This window comes from Streptomyces sp. S063, from assembly GCF_002832675.1.
GTDB classification, from domain to species: Bacteria; Actinomycetota; Actinomycetes; order Streptomycetales; family Streptomycetaceae; genus Streptomyces; species Streptomyces sindenensis.
The window spans coordinates 6089801-6113768 of sequence record NZ_CP021707.1 but is presented as its reverse complement, the minus strand read 5'-3'; the positions used below and the strand labels follow the sequence as shown (position 1 = coordinate 6113768).

The 23968-nt window shown below is 68.9% G+C and carries 17 protein-coding genes and 2 pseudogenes; 12 read left to right on the top strand and 7 right to left on the bottom strand.

Annotation, left to right across the window (positions count from 1 at the left end; all coding sequences use genetic code 11):
- Window positions 1-4 precede the first annotated feature (4 nt).
- From pgsB to CCZ36_RS36025, 4 genes and pseudogenes are all read left to right on the top strand, one after another.
- Window positions 5-1684 (top strand): poly-gamma-glutamate synthase PgsB, encoded by a 1680-nt coding sequence (pgsB, locus tag CCZ36_RS27945; RefSeq protein ID WP_128818805.1) that lies wholly within the window; start codon window positions 5-7, stop codon window positions 1682-1684.
- On the top strand, window positions 1681-2163 hold the full coding sequence (locus CCZ36_RS27940) for a poly-gamma-glutamate biosynthesis protein PgsC/CapC (RefSeq protein WP_006128197.1): 483 nt from the start codon (window positions 1681-1683) through the stop codon (window positions 2161-2163). Before pgsB ends, CCZ36_RS27940 begins: the two co-directional genes overlap by 4 nt.
- Window positions 2164-2195: 32 nt before the next feature.
- Window positions 2196-3272, top strand: a complete 1077-nt coding sequence (locus tag CCZ36_RS27935) for a C40 family peptidase (RefSeq protein WP_069736866.1) — start codon at window positions 2196-2198, stop codon at window positions 3270-3272.
- A 304-nt stretch (window positions 3273-3576) separates the two neighbouring features.
- Window positions 3577-3759, top strand: a pseudogene (locus CCZ36_RS36025) (hypothetical protein); the annotation flags it as partial.
- Here the strand turns inward: CCZ36_RS36025 and CCZ36_RS27920 are convergent.
- From CCZ36_RS27920 to CCZ36_RS27905, 4 genes are read right to left on the bottom strand one after another with little or no spacing between them, the layout of a single operon-like run.
- Complete coding sequence (locus CCZ36_RS27920; protein WP_069736865.1) at window positions 3743-6211, bottom strand: beta-glucosidase; 2469 nt, start codon at window positions 6209-6211, stop codon at window positions 3743-3745. The pseudogene CCZ36_RS36025 and the gene CCZ36_RS27920 sit on opposite strands and share 17 nt — an antisense overlap.
- Window positions 6208-7029 carry a carbohydrate ABC transporter permease gene (locus CCZ36_RS27915; protein ID WP_069736864.1) on the bottom strand — a complete coding sequence of 274 codons (822 nt, stop codon included), beginning with the start codon at window positions 7027-7029 and terminating at the stop codon, window positions 6208-6210. Before CCZ36_RS27915 ends, CCZ36_RS27920 begins: the two co-directional genes overlap by 4 nt.
- The gene (locus CCZ36_RS27910) at window positions 7026-7982 is read right to left on the bottom strand and encodes a carbohydrate ABC transporter permease (protein WP_234427831.1); all 957 of its coding nucleotides are present in this window, start codon (window positions 7980-7982) and stop codon (window positions 7026-7028) included. The genes CCZ36_RS27915 and CCZ36_RS27910 overlap by 4 nt, the downstream gene beginning before the upstream one ends.
- 32 nt (window positions 7983-8014) lie before the next feature.
- Complete coding sequence (locus CCZ36_RS27905; RefSeq protein ID WP_128818804.1) at window positions 8015-9316, bottom strand: ABC transporter substrate-binding protein; 1302 nt, start codon at window positions 9314-9316, stop codon at window positions 8015-8017.
- Between the two features lie 139 nt (window positions 9317-9455).
- On the opposite strand from CCZ36_RS27905, the gene CCZ36_RS27900 reads away from it, so the two are divergent.
- Entirely contained in the window at window positions 9456-10517 is a 1062-nt protein-coding gene (locus CCZ36_RS27900) for a LacI family DNA-binding transcriptional regulator (protein WP_069736862.1), read from the top strand.
- 183 nt (window positions 10518-10700) lie between these two features.
- On the opposite strand, the gene CCZ36_RS27895 is transcribed toward CCZ36_RS27900, so the two are convergent.
- The gene (locus CCZ36_RS27895) at window positions 10701-13292 is read right to left on the bottom strand and encodes a glycoside hydrolase family 9 protein (protein ID WP_128818803.1); all 2592 of its coding nucleotides are present in this window, start codon (window positions 13290-13292) and stop codon (window positions 10701-10703) included.
- A 674-nt stretch (window positions 13293-13966) separates the two neighbouring features.
- On the opposite strand from CCZ36_RS27895, the gene CCZ36_RS27890 reads away from it, so the two are divergent.
- Window positions 13967-15055 carry a lytic polysaccharide monooxygenase gene (locus CCZ36_RS27890; protein ID WP_069736860.1) on the top strand — a complete coding sequence of 363 codons (1089 nt, stop codon included), beginning with the start codon at window positions 13967-13969 and terminating at the stop codon, window positions 15053-15055.
- A 328-nt stretch (window positions 15056-15383) separates the two neighbouring features.
- On the opposite strand, the gene CCZ36_RS27885 is transcribed toward CCZ36_RS27890, so the two are convergent.
- Window positions 15384-16850 carry a non-reducing end alpha-L-arabinofuranosidase family hydrolase gene (locus tag CCZ36_RS27885; protein ID WP_128818802.1) on the bottom strand — a complete coding sequence of 489 codons (1467 nt, stop codon included), beginning with the start codon at window positions 16848-16850 and terminating at the stop codon, window positions 15384-15386.
- A 564-nt stretch (window positions 16851-17414) separates the two neighbouring features.
- Between CCZ36_RS27885 and CCZ36_RS27880 the strand changes: the two genes are divergently transcribed.
- A complete protein-coding gene (locus CCZ36_RS27880; RefSeq protein WP_069736858.1) occupies window positions 17415-18848 on the top strand; it encodes an endo-1,4-beta-xylanase in 1434 nt (477 codons plus the stop codon).
- Between the two features lie 238 nt (window positions 18849-19086).
- Here the strand turns inward: CCZ36_RS27880 and CCZ36_RS27875 are convergent, their stop codons facing one another.
- On the bottom strand, window positions 19087-19695 hold the full coding sequence (locus CCZ36_RS27875) for a hypothetical protein (RefSeq protein WP_237302750.1): 609 nt from the start codon (window positions 19693-19695) through the stop codon (window positions 19087-19089).
- Window positions 19696-19798: 103 nt separating this feature from the next.
- Here CCZ36_RS27875 and CCZ36_RS27870 point away from each other — a divergent pair.
- From CCZ36_RS27870 to CCZ36_RS27845, 5 genes and pseudogenes are all read left to right on the top strand, one after another.
- Window positions 19799-20298, top strand: a pseudogene (locus CCZ36_RS27870) (transposase).
- Between the two features lie 1431 nt (window positions 20299-21729).
- Window positions 21730-22311: an RNase A-like domain-containing protein gene (locus CCZ36_RS27860; RefSeq protein ID WP_128818800.1), complete on the top strand. Its 582-nt coding sequence runs from the start codon at window positions 21730-21732 to the stop codon at window positions 22309-22311.
- A gap of 26 nt (window positions 22312-22337) precedes the next feature.
- Window positions 22338-22898 carry a hypothetical protein gene (locus CCZ36_RS27855; RefSeq protein WP_128818799.1) on the top strand — a complete coding sequence of 187 codons (561 nt, stop codon included), beginning with the start codon at window positions 22338-22340 and terminating at the stop codon, window positions 22896-22898.
- Window positions 22899-22955: 57 nt separating this feature from the next.
- Entirely contained in the window at window positions 22956-23255 is a 300-nt protein-coding gene (locus tag CCZ36_RS27850; RefSeq protein ID WP_030080002.1) for an RNase A-like domain-containing protein, read from the top strand.
- Window positions 23256-23268: 13 nt separating this feature from the next.
- Window positions 23269-23925, top strand: coding sequence for a contact-dependent growth inhibition system immunity protein (locus tag CCZ36_RS27845; RefSeq protein ID WP_069736853.1), 657 nt, complete (start codon window positions 23269-23271; stop codon window positions 23923-23925).
- The last annotated feature ends 43 nt before the right edge of the window (window positions 23926-23968 follow it).

Here is a 23968-nt window from a genome sequence, read left to right as displayed (position 1 = left end):
CAGCGTGCTCTACCTCTACTTCGTCCTGCTCACCGGCAGCGTGTTCCTGCTCGTCGCGGGCATCGTGGAGCAGCGGCGGCACTACGCCGCGCTGCACACCATCCCCTCGCGGGTGCTCGTCAACGGCATCCGCGGCAAGTCCTCCATCACCCGGCTCTGCGCGGGCGCCCTGCGGGGCGGTGATCTGATCACCGTCGCCAAGACGACCGGGACGGCTGCCCGCTTCATCCACCCGGACGCCACCGAGGAGCCGGTCTACCGCAAGTTCGGCATCGCCAACGTGGTGGAGCAGATCGGCATCGTCCGCCGGGCGGCCACCTACCGGCCCGACGCGCTCGTCATCGAGTGCATGGCCGTGATGCCGGCCCTCCAGGAGGTCAACCAGAGCAAGCTGATCCGCTCGACGATCGGCGTGCTCTGCAACGTGCGCGAGGACCACCTCGCCGAGATGGGCCCCACCCTCGACGACGTGGCCCGCTCGCTGTGCCGCTCGATGCCCGAGGACGGCATCTGCGTGACCGCCGAGAAGGAACGTTTCCACATCCTCCAGGAGGAGGCGGACGCCCGGAACTGCCAGTTGGTGTACGCCGACCCGGAGACCGTCAGCGACGAGGAGCTGCGCGGCTTCAGCTGGTTCACCTTCAAGGAGAACGTGGCGATCGCCCTGGTCGTCGCCGACCTGCTCGGTGTCGAGCGCGAGGTCGCGCTCCAGGGGATGTACGACGCCCCGCCGGACCCGGGTGTGCTCTCCGTGGAGCGCTATGTGGCCCCCGACGGCAACCGGCTCGCCTTCGCCAACGTCTTCGCGGCCAACGACCCCGAGTCGACGCTGATGAACATCAACCAGCTGCTCGACCTCGGCGCCATCCGCCGCCCGCTGAACGTGGTGATCAACTGCCGCCCCGACCGCGTGGAGCGCAACGGGCAGATGGGTGAGATCATCCCCGACCTCCAGCCCGACAACGTCTTCGTCATCGGGCACCCCGCCAAGAGCGCGATCGACGCCATCCCCGCCGACTGGCAGGACCGGGCGGTCGACCTGGGCGGCGAGAAGCGGGCCGCCGACGAGTTCATGCCGGCGATGCTCGGCCGGATGTCCGACGGCGCGTCGCTGGTGGCCATCGGCAACATCCACGGCCAGGGCGAGGAGCTGCTGGAATACCTCGCCGAGCTCCCCGCCGACGAGAGCGAGGCGGACGAGGAGACCCCGAACCCGGTCGCCGCGAATCCGGCCCAGGCGTCCCGCCTGGACCCGTTCGCCTCGTACCACCCGGCGTACGAGGAGCGCTACCAGGCTTCGCAGACGCAGGAGATCCCGGTGGTACGCATCCCGGCGCAGCCGACGGATTCCTACCGGCCGCAGCCGCAGCCGCAGCAACACGAGCAGTACGCGCGGCAGGAGCGGTACGGGCAGCGCGAGTCGCACGCCCAGCAGGAGCCGTACGCGCCGCGCGAGCCGTATCCCCCGCAGGACCCGGGTCAGAACCAGATCCAGGGCGAGGGCCAGGGCCAGGGCCACCACCAGGGACCGGTCCAGAACCAGGGCCAGGGGCAGGGCCGGAGACAACAGGACCACCCCTTCGAGTTCTTCGCCGACGCGCCGCGGAAGCAGCCGTACGAGCCCGCCCCGCACATCTGGCCGCCCCACGACGAGCCGCACGACGACGCCCGGAGATCCCGTTGACCACCGCCGCACTGACCCCCGAGATGGCCGCCCTGGGTATCGCCATAGGGCTGTTCTTCTCGCTGCTGTGCTACCTCACCACCAACCTTTCGCCCGGCGGGATGATCACGCCGGGGTGGCTCGCGCTGACGCTGATCGAGGACGTCCAGCGCGCGGCGATGGTGCTGGGCGTCACAGCGCTCACCTACGCCGGCACCAAGGTCATGCAGCGGCTGGTGATCCTGTACGGCAAGCGGCTGTTCGCCTCGGTCGTCCTGCTCGGCGTGCTGCTCCAGAGCACGGTGATGATCCTGCTGTCGCTGGAGTTCCCGCTGCTCTACGGCAACCAGACCCTCGGCTTCATCGTGCCCGGCCTGATCGCCTACCAGCTGGTGCGCCAGCCGAAGGGCCCCACGCTGCTGGCCACCGGCACGGTCTCGCTCATGGCCTACATCGTCGTCGCCGCCGGGCTGCTGCTCGGCATCATGCCCGCTGTCTGACCGGCCGCCCACGAACAACCGAGGAGTAACCGATGGCAGGGAAGAAGAAGTCACGGCCCGTCGTCTCGGGACTGGTGGTGCTGGCGCTCGTCGCGACCTCCGGCTACCTCACCCTGGAACTGCGCAAGCAGGAGGCGCCCGGGGTGACCGAGGTCCGCAACGTCGGCGTCCTGGACGGCGGCAAGAGCTCCGGCTCCGCCGACGACAAGGGCGAGGCCACGTGGTCCCGGCTGGAGAACCCGGCGCGCTCCGTGCTGCGCGGTTCCGACGGCCAGATCAAGGCGGTGTTCACCGACGGGGCGCGCCTGGCCACGCTCACCGGCCCGGCCCGCACCTTCACCGAACCGGCCTCCACCGCCTCCAAGGTCTCCACCACGGACTGGGTGCGTCTGATGCCGGAACCGTGGAAGAAGGGCGCCGAGAAGGAGAAGTGGTTCACCGACTGGCACGCCGAGTACGCGGACAGCAAGGAGGACGACGTCTTCGCCACCGCCTTCCAGTACGTGGCCGGCGCCCCGCAGAAGAAGGACGAGCAGGGTGTCGCCTACGCCGGTGACGCCAACTTCGGTCCGCTGAACACCACCGGCGCCGAAGGCGGCGACCTGCGCCTGGAGCAGTCCGACTTCTACGACTACCTCGGCCTGCCCTACCCCTTCCGCGACGGGCAGACCGGCACCCCGGAGTCCATGCGCGCCAAGTCCCTGGACTGCTCGGGGTTCATCCGGATGGTGCTCGGCTACCGCACCCGGTACCCGCTGATGTCCTCGGACACCTCCGGCGACGGACTGCCGCGCACCGCCAACGGCATGGCCCGCTCCGACGAGGGCGCCGACGTGCTCCCGCTGACCGGCGTGGGCCCCGACGACCGGCCCTCCGCCATCGACCAGCTGCAGCCGGGCGACCTCGTCTTCTTCAAGCTGGACGCCCGCACCAAGGAACGGCTCGACCACGTCGGCATCGTGCTCGGCTACGACACCGAGGGCCACCTGATCTTCATCTCCAGCCGCGAGGAGATCAACGGCCCGACCATCGGCGACGTCGGCGGAGTCTCCCGGCTGGACGGCAACGGCTACTACGCGAAGACGCTGCGGAGCGCGAAGCGGCTGTGAGGCCGCAAGCCCCGCCGTCACGGCGGCGGGGCGCGGCCGGCCGGGCTGTCGGCCGAGTTCGCCCCCGTGAAGCTCGACCCCAGGCCGACCGGTGCCACCACCCACCCCCTCGACACTTCAGTGGTGACGAAGCATTGGTCACGCACGCCAGAGTGACTGCCCGGCGTCAACCGAAGTGTCACCGGGTCCGACCCCGCCCTCGTGCGGCGCGTGTCCGGCCGGACCAGCTACACGAGCGAGGACGAGCACGAGGCCGAGGTGATGGCCGGCGTGATCCGCCAGCTCATGGAGCGGGGAAGCGAAGTCCTTCGGCCACGGCATCCACCGCTGCCCGGGCGCTCCGCCGGCCCGGGCCGAGGCCGAGATCGCCCTCCGCTCCCTGGTGACCCCCTTCCCGGACACCGGCCTGGCGGTCTCCGCGGAATCCCTGGCCTGGCGGCGGACCCGCCTCCCCCTCGGTCCGGTCCCGTCTACGGCGTGTCCGTGAGTAGCTCCGTCGTGATGTTCATGTGCAGCCGCCGGGTGTGATCGACCGTTCGCACCGGCCCGGTCAGCGTGACCCGGGCGGCGAGTCGCGGGTCGTCGCTCGATGCGCTCAACCGCAGTTCGAGATCGCCCGGTTCGACGATCCGGTGGCCGTCGCGGCCCGTGAAGGACGCGAGGTCCGCCGGGACCGTCGCCCGCACCCGGGCCGCCTGTCCCGGCCCCAGGTCGAGTCGTACGTACCCGATGAGCCGCTGCACCGGCTGGACCACGGAGGCGACCGGGTCGTGGAGATAGACCTGCACCACTTCGGTTCCCTCCCGCGCACCGGTGTTGCGGACCGTGCAGGAGAAGGTGAACTCCCCTTCCGTCGTGGCCCGTCCGCGCTCCACGACGAGGTCGTCCCACGCGAAGGCGGTGTACGTCAGACCGTGGCCGAACGCGAACGCCGGGGCCGGGTCCGCGCTGGACACATCGCTGGCGTGGCCGAGCCGCGCCGCCAGGTAGGTGGACGGCTGGGAGCCCGGGTGGCGCGGCACGCCGACGGGCAGCCGGCCGGACGGTGCGGTGCGGCCGCTGAGCACCGAGGCGATGGCCGTCGTGCCCTCCTCGCCGGGAAAGAACGACTGCACGATCGCGGCCGCCTCGTCCACCGCCCGCCCGAGGGCGTACGGACGCCCGGCGAGGAGGGTGACGACGACGGGCGTGCCCGTGTCGAGGAGGACGTCGAGCAGCTGTTGCTGGACTCCGGGGAGGGCCAGGTCCTCGGCGTCACAGCCCTCCCCGCTCGTACCGCGCCCGAAGAGCCCGGCCCGGTCGCCGAGTGCGAGGATCACGAGGTCGGCGCCCCGGGCCAGTTCGACGGCCTCGCCGAACCCGTCGGTGGACGTGCCGTCGATGTCCGCACCCCGCGCGGTGACGAGCTCGCTGTGGGGGAACTCCGCCGCGCATGCCTCGCGCAGGGTGGGCAGGTCGATGCCGAGCGGCGTCCCGGGGTGCCGGCCTCCGACGTGGACGGGAAAGGCGTAGCAGCCGAGGACGGCCGTCGGGGTGTCCGCGTTGGGTCCGATGAGTGCGATACGGGCCGGGGCCCCGGCGCCCGCCGCCAGGGGCAGGGTGCCGTCGTTGCGCAGGAGCACGACGGCCTGTTCGGCGACGCGCCGGGCGAGCGCGCGGTTCTCGTCGGTGTCGAGCCGGACGGTCCCCCGCAGCACCTGTGAGTTGCCATCCGCCGGCCCGTCCGGGCCGGCGGCCCCGGCCAGCACCGGCGGCTCCGGCCTCCAGTCCGCGTCGAGCAGCCCCAACTGGACTTTCTGGACCAGAACTCGGCGTACGGCACGGTCCACCAGGGCCTCGGACACCAGGCCCTGGGCGAGGGCGTCGGCGAGCGGGTCGCCGAAGGTCTTCACGGTCGGCAGTTCCACGTCCACCCCCGCGCCGAGTGCGGCACCGGCCGCTTCCCCGAAGGTTCCCGCCACCCCGTGCAGCGTCTTCAGGAAGGCGATGCCGAAGTAGTCCGCGACAACGGTCCCGTCGAAGCCCCAGGTGTCCCGGAGCAGACCGGTCAGCAACTGCCCGTCGGCCGCGGAGGGGATGCCGTCGGTGTCGGTGTAGGCGTGCATCACCGACCGTACGCCGCTTTCGCGTACGGCCATCTCGAACGGGGTCAGGATGATGTCGGCCCGCTCCCGCGCGCCCATGCCGACGGGGGCGAGGTTACGGCCCGCCCGTGAGGCGGAGTACCCGGCGAAGTGCTTGAGCGTGGCGACGATTCCGGCCGACTCCAGTCCCCGTACATACGCGGTGGCGATGGTCCCCACCAGATACGGGTCCTCGCCGATCGTCTCCTCGACGCGCCCCCACCGGGTGTCGCGTACGACGTCGAGGACCGGGGCGAGCCCTTGGTGCACGCCTACGGAGCGCATGTCGCGGCCGATCGTGGCGGCCATCTCACGGATCAGTTCCGGATGGAAGGTGGCGCCCCAGGACAGCGGCACCGGGTAGGCCGTCGCGCCCCAGGCGGCGAAGCCCGCGAGGCACTCCTCATGGGCGAGCGCCGGGATGCCGAACCGATTCGCTCCGGCGATCCGCTCCTGGGTGCGTGACAGTGAGAGGGCGCCCACGGCCGGGTCGACCGGCGCCGTCCCGAACGGGCGGGTCAGCTGGCCGAGGCCGTGTGGAAGAAGATCGTCGAGGTCGACGGCCTCCTCCATGTCGTGCTGGAACGGCGCGACTTCGCCGCCCTCGTCGGATGCGCCCACCCAGACGCCGACGAGCTGGGAGAGCTTCTCCCGCAGGGTCATGGCGTCGATCAGGGCGTCGGCCCTGGCCTCGGGGGTGAGGCCGGGATCGTGCCAGGGTCCGGTGCGGTGGCCCGTGGCGCCGGATGCCGGCGCCGCGGACTCGGTGGTCCCGGCGGCTTTCCGCACACCGGCGTTGTCGATGTTGGCGGTCACTTTCCTCCGACCCCCATCAGCCCCTGTACCAGGGCCCGACGAGCGAACAGGTAGACGATCAGGATGGGGAGCATGGACAGGACGACCGCGGCGAGCAGGCCGGGAGTGTCGACGCCGTGCTCCGTCTGGAATTCGTAGAGCCCCATGGTGATGACCTTGGTCTCCGCGGACTGCGTCAGCACGAGGGGGAAGAGGAAGCCGTTCCACGCCTGGAGGGCGGAGAAGACGACGATCGTCGCGAGCCCGCTCCTGGACAGCGGCAGCACCAGCTGGAAGAAGACGCGCCGGGACGAAGCGCCGTCCATCGTCATCGCCTCGTACAGATCGGGGGTGATGTCACGCATGACGCCCGTGAGGATCAGGGCGCACACCGGCATGGCGAAGGCCGCCGTCGGCAGGATGACGCCGATGAGGTTGTCGTAGAGGCCGGCCTCGCTGATGACGAAGAACATCGGCACGATGACCGCCTGCGAGGGGATCGCCAGCCCCAGGAGGAACAGCCGGAAGACCGTGGTGGTCGCCCGGCCCCGGCTTCTGACGATGGTGTACGCCAGCGGCGGTACGAGAAGGACGACGATGCCGACCACGCACACGGTGACGACGACCGTGTTGAGGAAGTACTGCGCGAAGCCGCTGTTGAGGTCCTTGACGTAGTTGTCGAGCGTGAAGTGCTCGGGGAAGGCCAGCGGGCCGTTCGCCGCGTAGTCGGAGCGCGACTGGAACGTGGCGACGAGCATCACGTACAGCGGCAGCCCCACCACGAGGAGCCAGACCACCGAGCCGAAGCCGGCGAGGTGGTTGGGTCGGCTCTTGCTCACAGTCCCTCCATGGTGCTGCGCATCCTGTCGTAGCCCGAGAGCCGCACGACGATCAGCGAGATGAGCGTGGAGACGAGGACCAGGAGAAGGGCGATGGCGGACGCCGATCCGTAGTCGAAGCTCTTGAACGCCTTCTGGTACATGTAGTAGGCGCTGATGGTGGTGTCGCTCCCCGGACCGCCCTGGGTCAGGATGAGCACGGTGTCGAAGGTCGTGAGCCCGCCGACCACCATCAGGATCATCGAGGTGATGATCGCGTTGCGCAGCTGCGGCAGCGTGATGTGGAAGAACTGCCGCACCCGGCCCGCGCCGTCGATCTGCGCCGCCTGGTAGAGGACCTGCGGCACCGCGCGCGCCGCGCCCTGGTAGATCAGCGTGTGCAGCGGAGTGAACTGCCAGGTGCTGACGAAGACCAGAACACCGATCGCGCCGGCCTGCACCCCGAAGAGGTTGCCGTCGCCGAACAGCCAGGTGGCGTGGGCGGGGACCCCGAGGTTGGGGTCGAGGAGAGCGCGCCACAGCACGGACACGGCCGCGATGGACAGCAGCATCGGGACGAAGTAGATGGCGGACAGGACGGCCCGGTTGCGCTGGTGTCCCGCCGCCCAGACCCCGAGCAGAATGCTCAGCGGGGTCTGCACGGCGACCCCGAGCACGGTGAGCAGGACGCTCAGCCAGAGGCTCTTGATCATGACGGGGTCGTCGAGGAGCTTCTTCCAGTTGGCGAGGCCGGCGAACTCCGGGTCGCTGAGACCGTCCCAGCTGGCGAAGGAGAGTACGGCGACCATGATCAGCGGGACGATCGCGAAGAGGCCGAAGAAGACGGCGGCCGGGGCCGCCCAGAGGAACCCCGGCCGGCTCGCTCCGATACCGACAGGTCCGTCCTTCTTGAAGGCTCTCCCGGCCGTCCCGCTGTCCCCGGGACGTTCGGATACGACGGCGGTTGGATTCATGTCATGGGTTCCGCGTCCGGTTTCGAGTGAGGTCACGAGGTCGGCAGTGCCTGCATGGCCTCGATGAAGGCGTCCTCGTCCATCGAGCCATTGAAGAACTGCTGGAGGGCCTGGTACATGGCGGTGGCCGCCGACTGGGGGTACGCCTGGTCCCAGGAGAGCTGGAACGCCGGGGCCTCCTTGACCATGCCGTACTGGAACTTCGCGAACTCGGGGCTGGCGGCGGTGTCCAGGAGGCCTTCGGTGTTGGTGGTGGTCGGCAGGTTGCCGATGGAGAGCTGTGCCTTCACGAACCGGTCCGAGTACATGAGCTTCAGGAACTCGGCGACGGCCCGCGGGTGCTTCGTCTTCTTCACCACGGAGTAGAAGTTGTTCGTGTTGCCGACGAGGTTCGCCGGGTCGCCCTTGCCGCCCTCGACGGAGGGGAAGGCGCTGTATCCGAGGTCGTTCTTCGCGAACTCCGGGTGGGCGTCCTGCTGCGTCGAGTACTCCCACGAGCCCATCAGTTCGAAGCCTGCCTTGCCGGTCGCCAGGAGTGTGGGGGAACCCTGGTCGGTGAACTTCACCGAGTCGTAGTTGGTACCGAAGGCCCCGGCGTCCACCAGCTGCCTGATCATGCTGAGCGCTTTCCGGCTGTCCGGGCTCGCCCAGGCGTCCTTGTCGCCGTCCAGCGCCTTCTGGAAGAGCTCGGGCCCGGCGATGCGGTCGTAGAGGTACTCGAACCACATCAGCGTCGGCCACCGGTCGCCGCCGCCCAGCGCGATCGGGGTGACGCCGTCGGCTTTCAGCGCCTTGACCGCCGCCAGCAGGTCGTCCCAGGTCTCCGGAGGTTCGACACCCGCCTTCTTGAGGACCTTGCCGTTGTTGAACAGCAGGACGGGCTGTGTGCCGCGCATGGGGATCCCGTAGGAGGCGCCGTCGACCACCGCGCTGTTGAACACGGACGGCAGGAAGTTCGCCTTGAGGCCGGGGTCGTCGGCGATGAAGGGATCCAGCGGGAGCAGCAGACCGGCGTCGACGAACGGCTTGATGCTGCCGCCGCCCCAGTTGAAGAAGACGTCGGGCGCCTGCTTGCTCCTGATGATCGTCTGCAGTTTGGCCTGGTAGTCGGCGCCCGGGATCGTGTCCAGGACGACCTTGACCTCCGATGTCTCGTTGAAGGTGGCGACGAGCTCCTTCTCCACCTTGTTCGCGGCGTCCCCGTAGACCAGGACGTGGATGGCGCCGTCGCCGGCCGCGTCGGAATCTCCCCCGCACGCGGTCAGGGACAGCACCAGGGCCAGCGCGGCACCACCGACGACAACGGTCCGCGAGAACCGTGCGCGTTGTTTCATCGACTCGCCTCTCGAAACTGTTTCGGAGTTATTGCCGAAACTTGTGAGTCGGGACGCTAGGACTCCCTCTCCGGAGGGTCAACCCCCCGTCACGCCGTCACCAAATCGTTACGCAAAGTGCGAGGTCGAGGCGTGCTCTATGCTCCTCGGCATGCGCGATGACGAGGAAATGGGCCGCATCACGCTGGCCCAGGTGGCCGAGCGGGCCGGCGTCTCCATTTCGACAGTTTCGAAGGTCCTCAACGGGCGGCAGGACGTGGCGGCCCCCACGAGGGTCAAGGTGGAACGCCTTCTGGAGGCCCACGCCTACCGGCGCACCACACGGTCGGCCCGCGAGGCTCCGCTCATCGAGATCGTGTTCCACGAGTTGGAGAGCATCTGGGCGATGGAGCTGATCCGGGGGGTGGAGAACGTCGCCAAGGCCCACAACGCCGGGGTCGTCCTCACCGAAAGCGGAACCCGCCACGCGCCCGGCCCGGAGTGGATGGAGGCGATGCTCCAGCGTCGGCCGCTCGGCGTCGTCCTGGTCTTCTCCACGCTGCCCACCGCAGTGAAACAGCAGCTCAGGTCCCGCTCGATCCCCTTCGTCATCATCGACCCGGCGGGCGACCCCGACCCCGACGTCCCCTCGGTCGGCTCCGCCAACTGGAACGGCGGACTCGCCGCCACCCGCCATCTCATCGAACACGGGCACCGGCGCATCGGCATCGTCACCGGTCCCGAGGACATGCTCTGTTCCCGCGCCCGGCTCGACGGCTACCGGTCGGCGATGACCATGGCGGGGCTCGAAGTGGACCCCGATCTCATCCTGTTCGGCGACTTCCACGTGGAGGGCGGATACGACCGCGCCACCGAGATGCTGTCCGGGCCCCACCCGCCCACCGCGATCTTCGCGGGCAGCGACCTCCAGGCCCTCGGCGTCCTGGAAGCCGCCCGGGCCCACGGCCTGCGCGTCCCCGACGACCTCTCGGTGGTCGGCTACGACGACGTATCGATCGCGCGCTGGGCAAGCCCGGCACTGACCACGGTCCATCAGCCGCTGCGTCGGATGGCGGAGGAGGCCACACAGATGCTGATGCGGCTACGGGCCGAGGAACCGGTGTCCACCCGGCTGGAGCTGGCGACGAGCCTGATCGTGCGGAAGAGCACGGCGTCGGCGCCGACGGGGAGCCCCGCCGACCGCGGGCGCGCCCGTCCATGACGGCCGAGCAGCTCGTCGCCACCCGGCCGTCGGCAGGACACATGTCCGGCGGGCGGGCCGCCCCGCCTTTCGGTCACCGCGGCAGCAGCGGCCCGTCCAGCCCACTCGTCACGCAGACATCCGGTAGCGCCCGAAGGCGGATTCCCGCCGCTCTCCTCGTGCGTGGCGGGACGGGCCGGCCCCTCATCGTCGTGCTGCCGTCCCGCAGACCTTGCCGTTCAGCCTGAAGACCTGAGGGTCGTGCACGAGGCCGGTGGGTCGGCCGTTGAAGCCGAACCGCACGGTGCCACCGGGCGCGACGGTGGCGTTCCAGCTCAGGCCCTCGGCGGCGACCCGGGGCCCGGTCTGCCCGATACCCGCGCCCCAGGTGTCGGTCACCTGCTGCTGGTCGGCGAACGTCCAGTCGAGCCGCCAGGACCGCACCGGGCGGTCGCCGGTGTTCTTCAGAGCGATGTGCGTGGTGAAGCCGTCGCTCCAACGCTGCGAGGTGTAGGTCACCTCGCACTGTGTCCTCACGGGCTCGCCGCCGCCCAGGTCGTCCGCATAGGACGCGACCCAGGCGAGCGGGGCGTTCCAGTTGATGGTGATCTCGTTCGTGGCCCATGACTCGATGTCGTCGATGTAGCACATCGCCGGTGCGCAGCCCTTCAGCTTGGCCTGCGCGACCGGGTCCTCGATGGATGCGTTCGGGCCACCGGCCAGAGACCCCGGTGCGGGGTTCGGCAGTGCGGGGTCGAGCTGGTTGGCCCAGAACCGGTGGTGCTGGTTGCGCGAGTCCCGCTCGCCGTACCCGGTGACATAGGACTGGTTCAGCGCGTTGCGGCCCAGGAGATAGTCGAGCCCGCGCAGTACGGCATCACGGTAGGCGGTCCTGCCGGTCAGGTCGTGTGCGGAGCCCAGGACGACCATGTTGTTGGCGACCTGACTGTTCGAGCCCCATACGTAGTGCCCGTCGTCGGGGGCGTACGGAAGGCCGTACGCGGCCCGGGCCGAATCGGCGGCGTACCCGTCGGCGGCCTCGGTCACCATGCCTCGCACCGTGGCGAGCTGATCGGCGGACAGCCCGCCCGGCACCCGCGCGAGGTTCAGGGCTCCGAGCCCGGCGACCGAGCCCCAGGACATGCCGCCGCGCGGGAAGACGGCGTCGGTGTCACCGTGCAACGGGGAGCGGAGGACTTCCTGGCGGTAGCTGTCCTCGCCCGTGGTGAGGAAGAGTTCCGCGGCGGCCCAGTAGAACTCGTCCCGTACGTCGTCGTCGTTGTAGGCGCCGCCGCCCGTGGCGTCCTGCGGATCAGCGAGGATGTCGGGATGGGCCTTGGCCGCTGTCCACGCGGAACGCGCGGCCGACCCGCACCGGGTGGCGAAGTCCGCGTCGTAGACCCGGAAGAGACGGGCGCACTGGGCGGCGGCGGCCGCCAGGTTGAGGGTGGCCGCCGTGGTCGGCGGATGCAGTTCCCGGGGCTGGGGGTCACGGTCCGGCCGGAGCGGCAGCCCGGTCCACGCCTTGTCGTGCAGCTTGTGGTGTGCCATACCGGCGAGCGGCTCCCCTGCGGGCACCTGCATCCGCATGAGGAACTCCAGCTCCCAGCGTGCCTCGTCGAGGATGTCGGGAGTGCCGTTCCCGTGCTCGGGCAGCCGGAGCTCGCCGTCGCCGAGCGGCCCCGCGTCGGCTGTCCCCTCGTACAGGGTCCGCTCGAACACGGCCATCAACTGGGCAACCGATATACCGCCGTTGACCACGTACTTGCCGTGGTCACCTGCGTCGTACCAGCCGCCTCGCGCGTCGAGACGGTAGTCGCACACGCCCGGTTGGCAGGGTACGTCGTTGTCACCCTGGTTGGGGCTCACGCCCAGATGACCGGCCGGCCGCGCGTACTGCTCGCCCACGATGTCCGCGTCGATTTCGATGCCGCTGCGGTTGTGGTAGAAGTACGCGAGCGCGTCGGTGCGCAGCGTCGCGTACAGGCTGTCGCCGATGGCGAACGGCTCGCTCCTCTCCCCCGCGACGGTGACGGTGTATCCCTCTCCCGTGGCCGTCACCGCACTGAAGTCGAACGTGTGGACATGCCGCCGGGATGCGGTGTCCACGCCCGCCGGAGTGGTGGTGCCCTCGGCCACGCGGGTCCCGGCGGCCGAATGGAGCGTCCAGGGCAGCGGGTCGGTCCGTTCGGTGACGACGGTTCCCGACTTGGGGCCGTGGGTGAGGTATCCGACCTGGTTGACGCGGACCGGGGATCCGGTGTCCGGTTCGTACGGCGGCTGCGCGGTCCCACCGCGCAGCGATACGTCGTCGACGCAGAAGGTGAAGGGTTCGGCGCTGCCTCCGATTTGGAAGGCGAGCTGCGCCGCGTCGTGGTCGGCTCCGGCCGTGAAGGTCTCCGTGAAACGTTCGCCGGTCGTCCCGACCTGTTGTGCGGTGGCGAGTTCCGTGGTCCACGGTTCGTTCGCCATCTGCACGTTGGTGTGGATGGTGACCGGCACGGTCGACGTCGCCGTGTAGCTCAGCGTGTACCCTTCGCCGGCGGTGAGGGCGAGGGCGTTCTGCCCGACGATGGCGTCCCACGCGTTGGCCGTGCCCGCGGGGACGTCGGCGCAGAGCCGTCCGTCCGAGACGGCGATGGGGCTGTTGGCCGTCGACCACCACGGGGCGGTGCCCGCGGAAAAGTCCCCGTTGATGATGAGCTCGGGGGCCTCGTCGAGGGGCTGGGCCGCACCGGCGGGTACGGCGAGGGTGCCGGCCAGCAGCCCGGCGGCGGCTGCGACGGCCGCTAACACGCCGAGGCGCCTGGTTCGGAACGGACGGCGGAACGTGCGGGACCGGTGGGGAACGAGCGGCTGATGTCGCGGCACACTGAAGTCCTTACGAGAGAGGCGCGGACAGAGGTGGGAGCGCTCCCAACGTCGAGGGCCGGAGCACGTGCCGTCAAGCGGTTGCACAGGATTCGTCGCCTTGCCGGGGTCACGGAAGGCGACCCAGCGGGTTGTCAGGAGCACGGCAACGCTTCTACAGTCCATAAGGTAACGGGTGGGAGCGCTCCCAGACGTGCACGGCCGGCGCTTCCCCTTCCGTGATCGCCCCATCCGGTCACCCCTCCTGGAGAGACCCCGCATGCGAGCGTCAGCACACTCCCCCCAGGACCACGCACAGCCTGCTCGTCGCGCTCGCCGGCGCCGGTCCGGTCCGCGTCGGGATCCCGCCCGTACGGCCCCGGCCCCAGCGGCATCGCCGCGCGTGAACCGGGGCGCCCACGAGTCGGCCCCGCCTCCCTCACGTCCCCCATCCCCAGGGCGCGGCCCCCGGTGACGTCACCGCGGTCCTCGCCTGCCGGTCCACGCACCTTCGACTCCCGCGGTACGACGGCCGGTCCACCCCCGGGCCCCCGCACGACGGCGGCCGCAAGAGAGAAGCGCAACCGGAAGAACGTTCCCACTCAGGCACAGGAGACCTCATGGCCCGACGCAAGAAGCTGTTCGCCCTCCTGGCGGCGGTGCTCGCGACACTGCTCGGCGGAATCGGCCTGTCATTAATGGGCCAGGGCAGCGCGCAAGCACACGGCGTCACGATGACGCCGGGATCGCGCACCTACCTCTGCATGCTGGACGCCAAGACCGCCACCGGCGCTCTGGACCCGACAAACCCGGCGTGCAGGGCCGCGCTCGAAGAGAGCGGCGCGACCGCGCTGTACAACTGGTTCGCCGTACTCGACTCCAACGCGGGCGGGCGAGGCGCCGGTTACGTACCGGACGGAAAGCTGTGCAGTGCCGGCGACCGGTCACCGTACGACTTCACCGGCTACAACGCCCCGCGCTCCGACTGGCCACGGACGCACCTGACATCCGGAACGACGATCCAGATCAAGCACAGCAACTGGGCGGCACACCCGGGCTCGTTCCGGGTGTACTTGTCCAAGCCCGGCTACTCGCCCAGCACTGAACTGGGCTGGGACGACCTGGAACTGATCGAGACCGTCTCCGACCCGCCGCAGTCGGGCGGTCCCGGCACCGACGACGGTCACTACTACTGGGACCTGGACCTGCCCTCGGGCCGCTCGGGTGACGCGGTCATGTTCATCCAGTGGGTGCGCTCGGACAGCCAGGAGAACTTCTTCTCCTGCTCCGACATCGTCTTCGACGGCGGCAACGGCGAGGTAACCGGCATTCGCGGCTCGGGCGGCACTCCGAATCCGACGCCCACTCCGACCCCGACTCCGACACCCACCGACCCGCACACCGGGTGCATGGCCCTGTACAACGTGACCAACTCCTGGAGCGGTGGGTTCCAGGGTTCGGTCGAGGTCATGAACCACGGCACGACGGCGCGTGAGGGCTGGGCCGTCCGGTGGAAGCCCGGCCCGGGCACCGAGATCAGCAGCGTGTGGAACGGCGCGCTGACCGCGGGGCCCGATGGCACGCTCACGGTGGGGAACCTCGACCACAACCGCACCATCGCACCGGAGGGCAGCGTCACCTTCGGGTTCACCGCGACCTCGACCGGCAACGACTTCCCGGTCGGTTCGATCGGCTGCGTCACCCCGTAGCCGCAGACGCGTGCGGCGCCGGTTCCCGCATCGGGCGTGAACCGGCGCTGTCGTGCCGGAGACGCCGGTCGCTGACATCGCGCGGCGCCGCACCCCTGGGCCGAGTTGCGTGGCGGAACGGGCGCAGGCGGGTGGGGCATCCCCCCGTGGGAGCTGCAGGAACTGTCCACGCGCGGGGGGTGCCGGCCGGGCCGGTAGGGGTGAACGTCGACCACCCCCGCGCGCCGTCGCCGCACGAGCGCTGACGTTGTCGGCAGGCCTGGCGGGCCCGGCCTTCCGCCGAGCCCGCCGCCACGGCCCCTGTCGGAGCCGGGCATGTGTCACGTCGTCAGCGCTGCAGCGTCAGCAGACCAGGACGGTAGGGCAGGAGGCCGTAGTCGCCGCCGGAGTCGGGGCTGCGCCCCTGGTAGAGCATCTGCAGATTGCAGGGATCGACGGTCATGGTCTGGTCGGGGTTCGAGCGGATCAGTTCGCCGTGGCTGATGTCGTTCGTCCAGGCGGCGCCACTGTTGGCCTTGCCCGCGAAGGGGTTGCCCTCGGTCGCCGCCTGGGGCGTCCACGCGCCGTTCAGGCTGGTTGCCGTGAACGAACGGAAGTAGCGGCCCTGCGAGCCGATCGCCTCGACGATCATGAGGTAGCGGTTCTGGCCCTGCAGCTTGTAGACCTGCGGGGCTTCGAACAGATTGTTCGTCGTATCGCTCATGACCACTGTCGAGGTCGAGCCGAAGCTCCCCGGGAAGTTTCCGATCGGCATGTCGGCCCGGTAGATCTTGCCGTTGTCACCGGCGAAGAACAGGTACATGTTCGTCCCGTCGCCGATGAGCGTCTGGTCGATGGGGCCTGTTCCGGAGTCGGGAATGCTTCCGGAGAAGAGCACCTGCGGGGATGACCAGCCGTTCGGGTTGGTCGGATCGCTCGACGTCCGGTAGGAGAAGGCGGAGCCGCCCCACTGGTAGGCGAGCACCCAGACACCCTTCGGCGCGAAGTAGAAGAGCGTAGGCGCGACGGTGGAAGCCGACATCGCGTTCTGATCGGCCGAGGCCATCTCGGACCAATCGGAGAACAGGCCGAAGTTCATCGAACCCCAGCGGGTCCCCGTGTCGTGCGTCGTCGCATACACGAGCTGTTTGCCCTCGTAGGGGACGACGGTGAAGTCCTTCAACGAGACCCAACCCGGCCTGGGCTGCGCCAACGGGCCCGACGAGGCCCAGCGGTAGGTCCCCGGAAGATCGCACGGGCCTGTACCGCCACCGCCGACCTTGACGAGCTGCCACTGCTGGTTGGCGCCGCCCCAGTCGTCGTACTGGACGGTGTTCGCGTTGTCGGCGGTGGAGGCGCCTTGCACCTCAAGGGCCTTGTTGCTGTGGCGCGAGATGAACCTCACGTAGCCGTCCGGGCTGTCGGTCAGCCGCCATTGCTGGTTGGCGGCGTTCAGGTCGGTCCACTGGACGATCGACCCGCCGTTCGCGGTGGACCAGTTGTAGACGTCCAGCACCTTGCCCGAATGGCGGGACTTGATGCGGTAGTAGCCGCCTCCGGAATCGACGAACTGCCACTGCTGCTGGCTCTGATCGTTCCTGGTCCACTGAGTGATGCGGGCGCCGTCGGCGGTCGCCCTGTTGTAGACGTCCAGGGCCTTGCCGCTGTTGCGATTGACCAGCACGTACGAGGCGCTGGGGTCCACGGTCGCCGCCTCGGCGGGCTGGGCGCCGAGGAAGGTGGCCACGAGCAACAAGGGTGCAAGAACCGCGAGCAGGCGTCTTGGCCGGGCCGGTAACGAATGGCGATACCACATGAGCTGCGCCTCCTGAGGGTGAGCTGAGGTGACCCTGATGAACAGCGGAGCGGAAGTACCGAGGGTCCGAGAACAGTTTCGAAAGTTTCGAGACCTCTCGGATGCTATGACGCCACAAGCTAGGGACGCGGAGTTCTCCGGTCAAGGCTTACCACTGGTCTGCCCATAGGCAGCGCCTCCCCCTCGGGCCCTGACAAGCGATCGCGCCGAGCGAACCTTTCTGGGTGCGCGCATGCGATTCGCCCAGCCCAGGGTGCGTAAGCGGAGGGGTGAAGCCGAGCAGACAGCGTCCGAGCACTCCCCCCGACCGCGACCCCACGACGTTCGCCGACGGCTTCACCGAGGCTGCATTCCCCCTCACCGAGGGGTCAGAAAATTTCGAATCATCAATCGAAACTTCTGCTGCGGGAAGTATTGACGGCCCATCACTGCTGCCTCAATCATCCCTGTCTGAGGAACTGACCGTGGTCCGAGATACCGAACGTCGGCCTCGGCCTTCTGTCCCGCACAGCAGATCCGCGCACCCCCTCAGTCCTTTCGTGATTCCACCTTGGAGGCACAGTCATGGGCTCCTACGCCCTTCCCGGACCCGGTGTCCGCCGGAAAACTCGCAGCCTGCTGTTAGCGCTGGTCGTCGGCGCCCTCGGTGCGTCCGGCGCGCTGGTCGCACCACCGGAAGCACACGCCGCGGAGAGCACGCTGGGCGCCGCGGCGGCCCAGAGCGGCCGCTACTTCGGCACCGCCATCGCCTCGGGCCGACTGAGCGATTCGACGTACGCGTCGATCGCGAACCGTGAGTTCAACATGGTGACGGCCGAGAACGAGATGAAGATCGACGCCACCGAACCGCAGCGGGGCCAGTTCAACTTCAGCTCCGCCGACCGCGTCTACAACTGGGCGGTGCAGAACGGCAAGGAGGTGCGTGGCCACACCCTGGCCTGGCACTCCCAGCAGCCCGGCTGGATGCAGAACCTCAGCGGCAACGATCTGCGCCAGGCGATGATCGGCCACATCAACGGCGTGATGGCCCACTACAAGGGCAAAATCGTCCAGTGGGACGTCGTGAACGAGGCCTTCGCCGACGGGAGTTCGGGCGCCCGACGCGACTCCAACCTGCAGCGCAGCGGCAACGACTGGATCGAACTCGCCTTCCGCACCGCTCGCGCCGCCGACCCGTCCGCCAAGCTCTGCTACAACGACTACAACGTCGAGAACTGGACCTGGGCCAAGACCCAGGCCATGTACTCCATGGTCCGGGACTTCAAGCAGCGCGGCGTGCCGATCGACTGCGTCGGCTTCCAGGCACACTTCAACAACGGCAGCCCCTACAACAGCAACTTCCGTACCACGCTGCAGAACTTTGCCGCTCTCGGAGTCGACGTGGCAGTCACCGAGCTGGACATCCAGGGGGCCTCGCCCACGACCTACGCCAACGTGATCAATGACTGCCTGGCCGTCGAGCGCTGTCTCGGCGTCACCGTCTGGGGTGTGCGCGACAGCGACTCCTGGCGACCGGAGCACACACCGCTGCTGTTCAACAACGACGGCAGCAAGAAGGCCGCCTACTCGGCCGTCCTCAACGCGCTCAACGGCGGCGGCACAACTGAGCCCCCGACGGGTTCCGGACAGATCAAGGGCGTCGGTTCGAGCCGCTGTCTGGATGTGCCCAACGCCGGCACCGCCGACGGCACCCAGCTCCAGCTGTGGGACTGCGGCAGCGGCGCCAACCAGCAGTGGGTGGCCACCGCCTCAGGTGAGTTCCGGGTCTACGGCGACAAATGCCTGGACGCCGCCGGCACGAGCAACGGCAGCAAGGTCCAGATCTACAGCTGCTGGGGCGGCGACAACCAGAAGTGGCGGGTCAACTCCGACGGATCCATCGTCGGCGTCCAGTCCGGCCTCTGCCTCGACGCCGTCGGGACCGGCACCGCCAACGGCACCCAGATCCAGCTCTACTCCTGCTCGAACGGCAGTAACCAGCGCTGGACCCTCACCTGACGGGACCTGCCACAGGCGAAGGGACGAACCGATGACGACCTGCGGTGCGGTTCTCTCTCCCCCCAGGAAGACATCGTTGACGGGCCCGGGGTCGCCGCAGTGAATCCAGAGGCCCGCCGAGGCGGCGGCAGGTAGGGCGCTCGGCCGACGCCCCCGGGGAACGGCGAAAGCGCCTTCGCCCCTGTCCGAGCAGGGCAGGGGCGAAGGCGCCTGAGAAGTCGTCTCAGTCGGTGCGGGATCACATTCCGCGGTACGGGCCGTATGCCTCGCGAGTGGGCCGGCCTGGTCCTGCAGGTGGGTACTCCAGCCCCACGGGGCCGGGGTGGAAGACCGCGCTGTCCCAACCGGTCATCTCCTCACCGACGAGGTGGCGGTACAACCACTCGGCGAAGGTCATGGGGTGTCCGACCCAGTCGCCCTCTGCCCCTTGGACCACCACACCGTCGGAGAACCCGTGGACCGACGAGGCTACGAAGACCGCAGCTCCTTGATCGGTGGCGGCGATGAGGATGAGACCTTCGGTGGTTCCGAAGCTGAGCTGAGGGAGTTGGCAGAAGACGCGAGGATCGTCGTCCGGCCCGGTGATGCAGGACTCCCATCCGCTATCAGCCCGGACTTCTGAAGCCGAGCGGATCTCCTCGCCCAGGTTCCACCAGCTTGACGCAGGGTGAGACAGCGTGAGGTGTCCGTTGATCTGTACTGGCGCATACGCGTCGACGATCCGTTTGCAGTCCCCCGGAAACGTCCTGCCGAGTTCCTCCTCCAGGCTGAGCCAGGCCGCAGGGGCGGCGTAGCGTTCCTCTCCGGGGCCCAGCATCGCGAAGACGGCCTGCAGGTAGTCGGTCATGGCAATCATGCCTCTCGAAGACGCATGCCGGGAATCGTTCGAGCCAGCATCGAGCACCTTTTCTGTCGACGGCCGGCCGGGGTCCTCGTTGTCATGGCATGGCGTGGAGATAGGACGGCAACTGGTGCCGGACAAGTTGTGGGAGCTCTTCCGTCGCGTGATACCCGAGGCGCCTATGCGTCCGTAAGGCAGTGGACGTCGGAGGGCTGACGGTCTGTTAGTTGCCCCTCTGGTTGCACTTGACGGCAGCTCCCACCCATGTTCGGGGCGTCATGGCAGACCGCCCATCGCCTATTCACGCACTGGGCGAAGCTCGCGTTCGGGTCAAACTGCACCGCCTGGTCCTCGACGAACTGGGCGCCCGTGGAGAGCTGGTCTGGTCGCGGTGCGCGATCAACTCGGTGAGTCTGCGGGCACCACATCGCTCGCAAGGGCATCGAGCCCTCACAGCGGCTCGGCCGACACCAACGGGTGGTCGGAACCGTGTCCTGGCCGGCCGGCTGCCGACGCCTCCATCGCCGTCATGAAGGCAGGTCCGACCACTCCCTTGCCTTCGCCGGCATAGCCGCCGCCCTCATCTGCCACCGCCGCCTCACCAACTGAGACGATGCCCAAAGGAGGCCGCAGACCGCTAACCCCTGCACTCTTGAGTGAAACCGCAGTCCAGAGCAGTGTGCCGGGACGGCCGCGCGCTCCACAGCATGCCCGGTCGGAAACATGGCGAGTGCATCCCGCCGGGCCTGAGAACCCCGGAAAAGCTGCCGGTCAGGCACCCTTTGCGGCAGGCTCAAGGATCGCCACGCACTCCACATGATGGGTCATCGGGAAGACGTTGGCCTGGGCGAGTCACGGAAAAGCCCAGGTCAGACGCCCTTTTCTCAGCTCGCCATCCTGGGTGGGGGACCTGGAGCGTCAAACGAGCGTCACTGCCGACAGTCAGTGACCAGACTGCCCGCCGGGGCCGGCTACAGGTGCAGTCCCACATGGTTCACGATGAACCGCTTCTCCTCGGAGTCGAGGGAGAAGTAGATGCGTCCCACCTCGTTGGGCGAGACGGTGTCCCGTACCTCGGTGGGGCTGCGCGAGAAACCTCGCCCCGTCCTGGTGCACGATGGTCACGACACCCAGCTACCGACCCACTGCGGCGGGCCCGAGCTCTCTGGGCGTCCTGTCCCGGCGCGGCCTGCATCGCCATCGCGACGCCGCAGGAGATCGGTGACCCCGTCCTGATGTGCTCGGACCGCCCTGACCGCCGAAGGTCGTCCGTCCGACCCGGACCATGACACACGCCGTCTTCTCGTAGCTGCGCAACGCTGTTTCCGGGAAGCAGCCCGAGGCACCCCGGCCACGCCGGACTCCAGGACTACGTCGACCACTTCGCGGCCCGCCTGGGCGACCCGCACCGACGACGCGTCGCTCCTCGCCCTGCGCCGGATCGGCACGTAGGGCCGGGGCAACGCGCGGGAAACAGGGTCCGACCGAGGACCTCAGCGGCGACCTCGATGTGCCGGCCGGAACACGGCCGTGCGGGGCGGCGTTGGCTACGAGTTCCGCGACGAGCGGCGCGGTGGTGCCGGATGCCTCGCTGCCGTGCGGCACGCCCCATGTGTCGAGCTGGTGCAGCAAGAGCCGACGGGCAAGGTGCGCGCCACGCTGGGTGGAGGTGAACCGCTGGAGGAACTCAGCCGCGAAGGGTTGCGCATGGCCGGTGCGCGGCACAGGCGGTCACACCCGGCCGATTCACGTCCGGAGACGGCACCGTGGAGGACCTCGGACCGTGTCGAGGGGACACTCTCTGTGCTTCAGAGGTCTTGCAGGCGGCTGCGCGGAGGCTGGTTCGACGGCGTTGACAAGGCGTCCGCGGCTGCTTCTATGTCGACGTCGACCTGGACTCTGCGGAACTGTTCAAGGGTTTCGAGCTCCTGGTCCGTGAAGCCGCCTTCGCTCAGACGAATAGCTTCCGCCAGGAATTGAATGGTCAGCCCGATGCGAACGGCATCCTCCGCGGCGCCGCGGTGGAGCGATCGATAGGACGTGGCAGTGGGGCCCTGCCAGTTCGGTACCCGGGCCCTGGAGGAATTCAAGGACTCGAAGGTCTGGCTGAAGGTTGATTCGAACGGCAACTACGATTTGAATCTCGCCGCTAACGAATACATGGCGAATGGTCATACTTTGGACAAGCATGTCGGCAAGACGGACGAGCAGTTGGCGCAGCGCCTGCGTGACCAGCAGTCGGGTGGCCCGACAGCGGCCTGGCCCCATGGCAAGCCGATGCCCAGCGGCTCCTCCGCCTTCCCGAGCTACCAGCGCGCCGAGGAATTGACCGAGCGCAATCTCAACAAGAACAAGGCCGCCATCGAGGCATGGATCAAGGGGCCTCCGCCGGCCTCCGACGGCGACGTCAAGTCGTTCTACGACACGGTGCCCAGCGGTGAGAGCAGTGGCCGTAGCGTGAGTAAGCAGCCGGTGGACCCCAACGACCCGCTGTCCGGGTACAAGCAGGGCGGTCTGAATGCCAAGGCGTACGACGTGAGCGGTGTCGACACGCGTATCCGCTACGACAGCAGCCGCAACCCTCCGTTCACTGTCATGACGTCGATGCCCTCCAAGTCCTAGCGAAAGCCGAGAAAGGCCAGCACTACATGTCCGTCGACCAGACCCCCTGGGAAGCCGCGGTACGCCACTTGTACGAGGACGCGTACCCGTACGACGCCACGGGCCCGCGTCGCCACGCGAACTGGGTCCTCGACGTCCTCGCTCTGATGGCACGGGCCCCGGACCCCCGCGGCTGGACCGGTCTCGATGACGCGGCTCAGGACCCGGAGCGCGAGGCGTCCCCCACCTACCCCTTCGTCGCCCACCCGCCGGAGTACATCGCGAGCCGCCTCCAGGAGATCGATCGGGACAGCGCCGAGAACCTGCTCCTCGCCCTTACCGACGACGGCTGCACCCTGTCCAACCTGAGTCGCTTCGCCGAGAGCGAGACGGAGCTTCGGGCGATGGCGCGCACGATCCTCACGCGCTACGGGGACTCCGCCAGTTTCCACACCAACGTCAACAAGCCCGGTCACGTGAGCGGCACGCTCGACTTCACATCGTCGGGCTGGGCGTACAGCCCGCTGAGCGTGTACTCGGAGGACTACGGCCTGATCGTCGTCTCGGACACCGAGGTGGGCATGTTCTGGAACTTCGCCGACTACTGAACCGCCTGCCACCCGTGGGAGCTCGGCTCCTGGCGAGGCAATTTGAGAGGATGCCCCGTGCTGACCCGATCCGCCTCCTATCCCGACCGGGAGACCGCCCAGTGGGCCACCCAGCAGGTGGTGACCGCCAACGAACAGGCCGTCCACCGCTGGCTCGCCCAGAACACCCGGGTCCGCCTCACCATCGAGGCAGCCTGGCCGTCCCGTGAGGAGCCCGTGGGCCGGGTCCAGCTGGAGGGCGACCTGCTGGCCGGGCGCGGCCCCGTCGATGTGCACGCGGCGCGCGTGGTGCTGCGCCGCGAAGCGACGAGTCCGCTCGGCTTCGTCGTCCACACGACCGTCCCGTTCTACCTGTAGGGGTCACACGCACATGTCCATGAAGCCCCTCGAACACGACCGGCGGTACGGCGAGCTGGACCAGGTGATGCGCGCGTATCTGGGTCAGCCGGCCGACGACACCCCGGAGCGACGCAGCCGCGCCCTGGACGCGTATCTCCGCCACACCTGGCATACCCGCCCCTCGGCCATCGCCGAGGCGGAGCGACAGCTGCGCGAGTACAGCCGCAATCCTCCAGGCCGCCTCCGGCAGGAGCTGGGCGAGTTCTACTCAATCCCGGACACCGGAAAGCCCCAGTCGGACATCGGTGACTGGCTAACAGTGCTGGCCGACCACCTGAAGAGGAGCATCGAGGAGGGCGACGTCCCGGAGCCATCGTCCCCGCAGACGCGCTGGGAGTGGCACGCCCGCTTTCCGGAGACCGCGCAACTGCTGGGGGGCTGGTTCTCGCAGGACATCGTTGACGAGTTTCGCGGCCACGACGCCGCAGTCGCCGACTACGCCGGCACCACAAACCCGCAGTTGGTCGCCCGCCTCGTGGGTGAACTGCACGAGTTGCTCGCCCTCCCCCTGGACGAGGGGGACTACGCCCTGGCTGCCGCCGAACTCGGCATGGAGGTCGGCCCACCGGAACCGTTCTCCTACGGCGCCTGGTTCCAGTCGCTGGCGGCGACGCTGTCCGGCGTCTGATCCGGCTGGACGGTCGAGGGACGCTCCTCAGCCGCAAGACGGC

Bases quoted from the DNA above. Each gene is read 5' to 3' on its own strand.
- CCZ36_RS27935 (WP_069736866.1), top strand. From the start codon at position 2,196: ATGGCAGGGAAGAAGAAGTCACGGCCCGTCGTCTCGGGACTGGTGGTG.
- CCZ36_RS27910 (WP_234427831.1), bottom strand. From the start codon at position 7,982: ATGAATCCAACCGCCGTCGTATCCGAACGTCCCGGGGACAGCGGGACG.
- CCZ36_RS27905 (WP_128818804.1), bottom strand. From the start codon at position 9,316: ATGAAACAACGCGCACGGTTCTCGCGGACCGTTGTCGTCGGTGGTGCC.
- CCZ36_RS27900 (WP_069736862.1), top strand. From the start codon at position 9,456: ATGCTCCTCGGCATGCGCGATGACGAGGAAATGGGCCGCATCACGCTG.
- CCZ36_RS27890 (WP_069736860.1), top strand. From the start codon at position 13,967: ATGGCCCGACGCAAGAAGCTGTTCGCCCTCCTGGCGGCGGTGCTCGCG.
- CCZ36_RS27885 (WP_128818802.1), bottom strand. From the start codon at position 16,850: ATGTGGTATCGCCATTCGTTACCGGCCCGGCCAAGACGCCTGCTCGCG.
- CCZ36_RS27880 (WP_069736858.1), top strand. From the start codon at position 17,415: ATGGGCTCCTACGCCCTTCCCGGACCCGGTGTCCGCCGGAAAACTCGC.
- CCZ36_RS27875 (WP_237302750.1), bottom strand. From the start codon at position 19,695: ATGACCGACTACCTGCAGGCCGTCTTCGCGATGCTGGGCCCCGGAGAG.
- CCZ36_RS27855 (WP_128818799.1), top strand. From the start codon at position 22,338: ATGTCCGTCGACCAGACCCCCTGGGAAGCCGCGGTACGCCACTTGTAC.
- CCZ36_RS27845 (WP_069736853.1), top strand. From the start codon at position 23,269: ATGTCCATGAAGCCCCTCGAACACGACCGGCGGTACGGCGAGCTGGAC.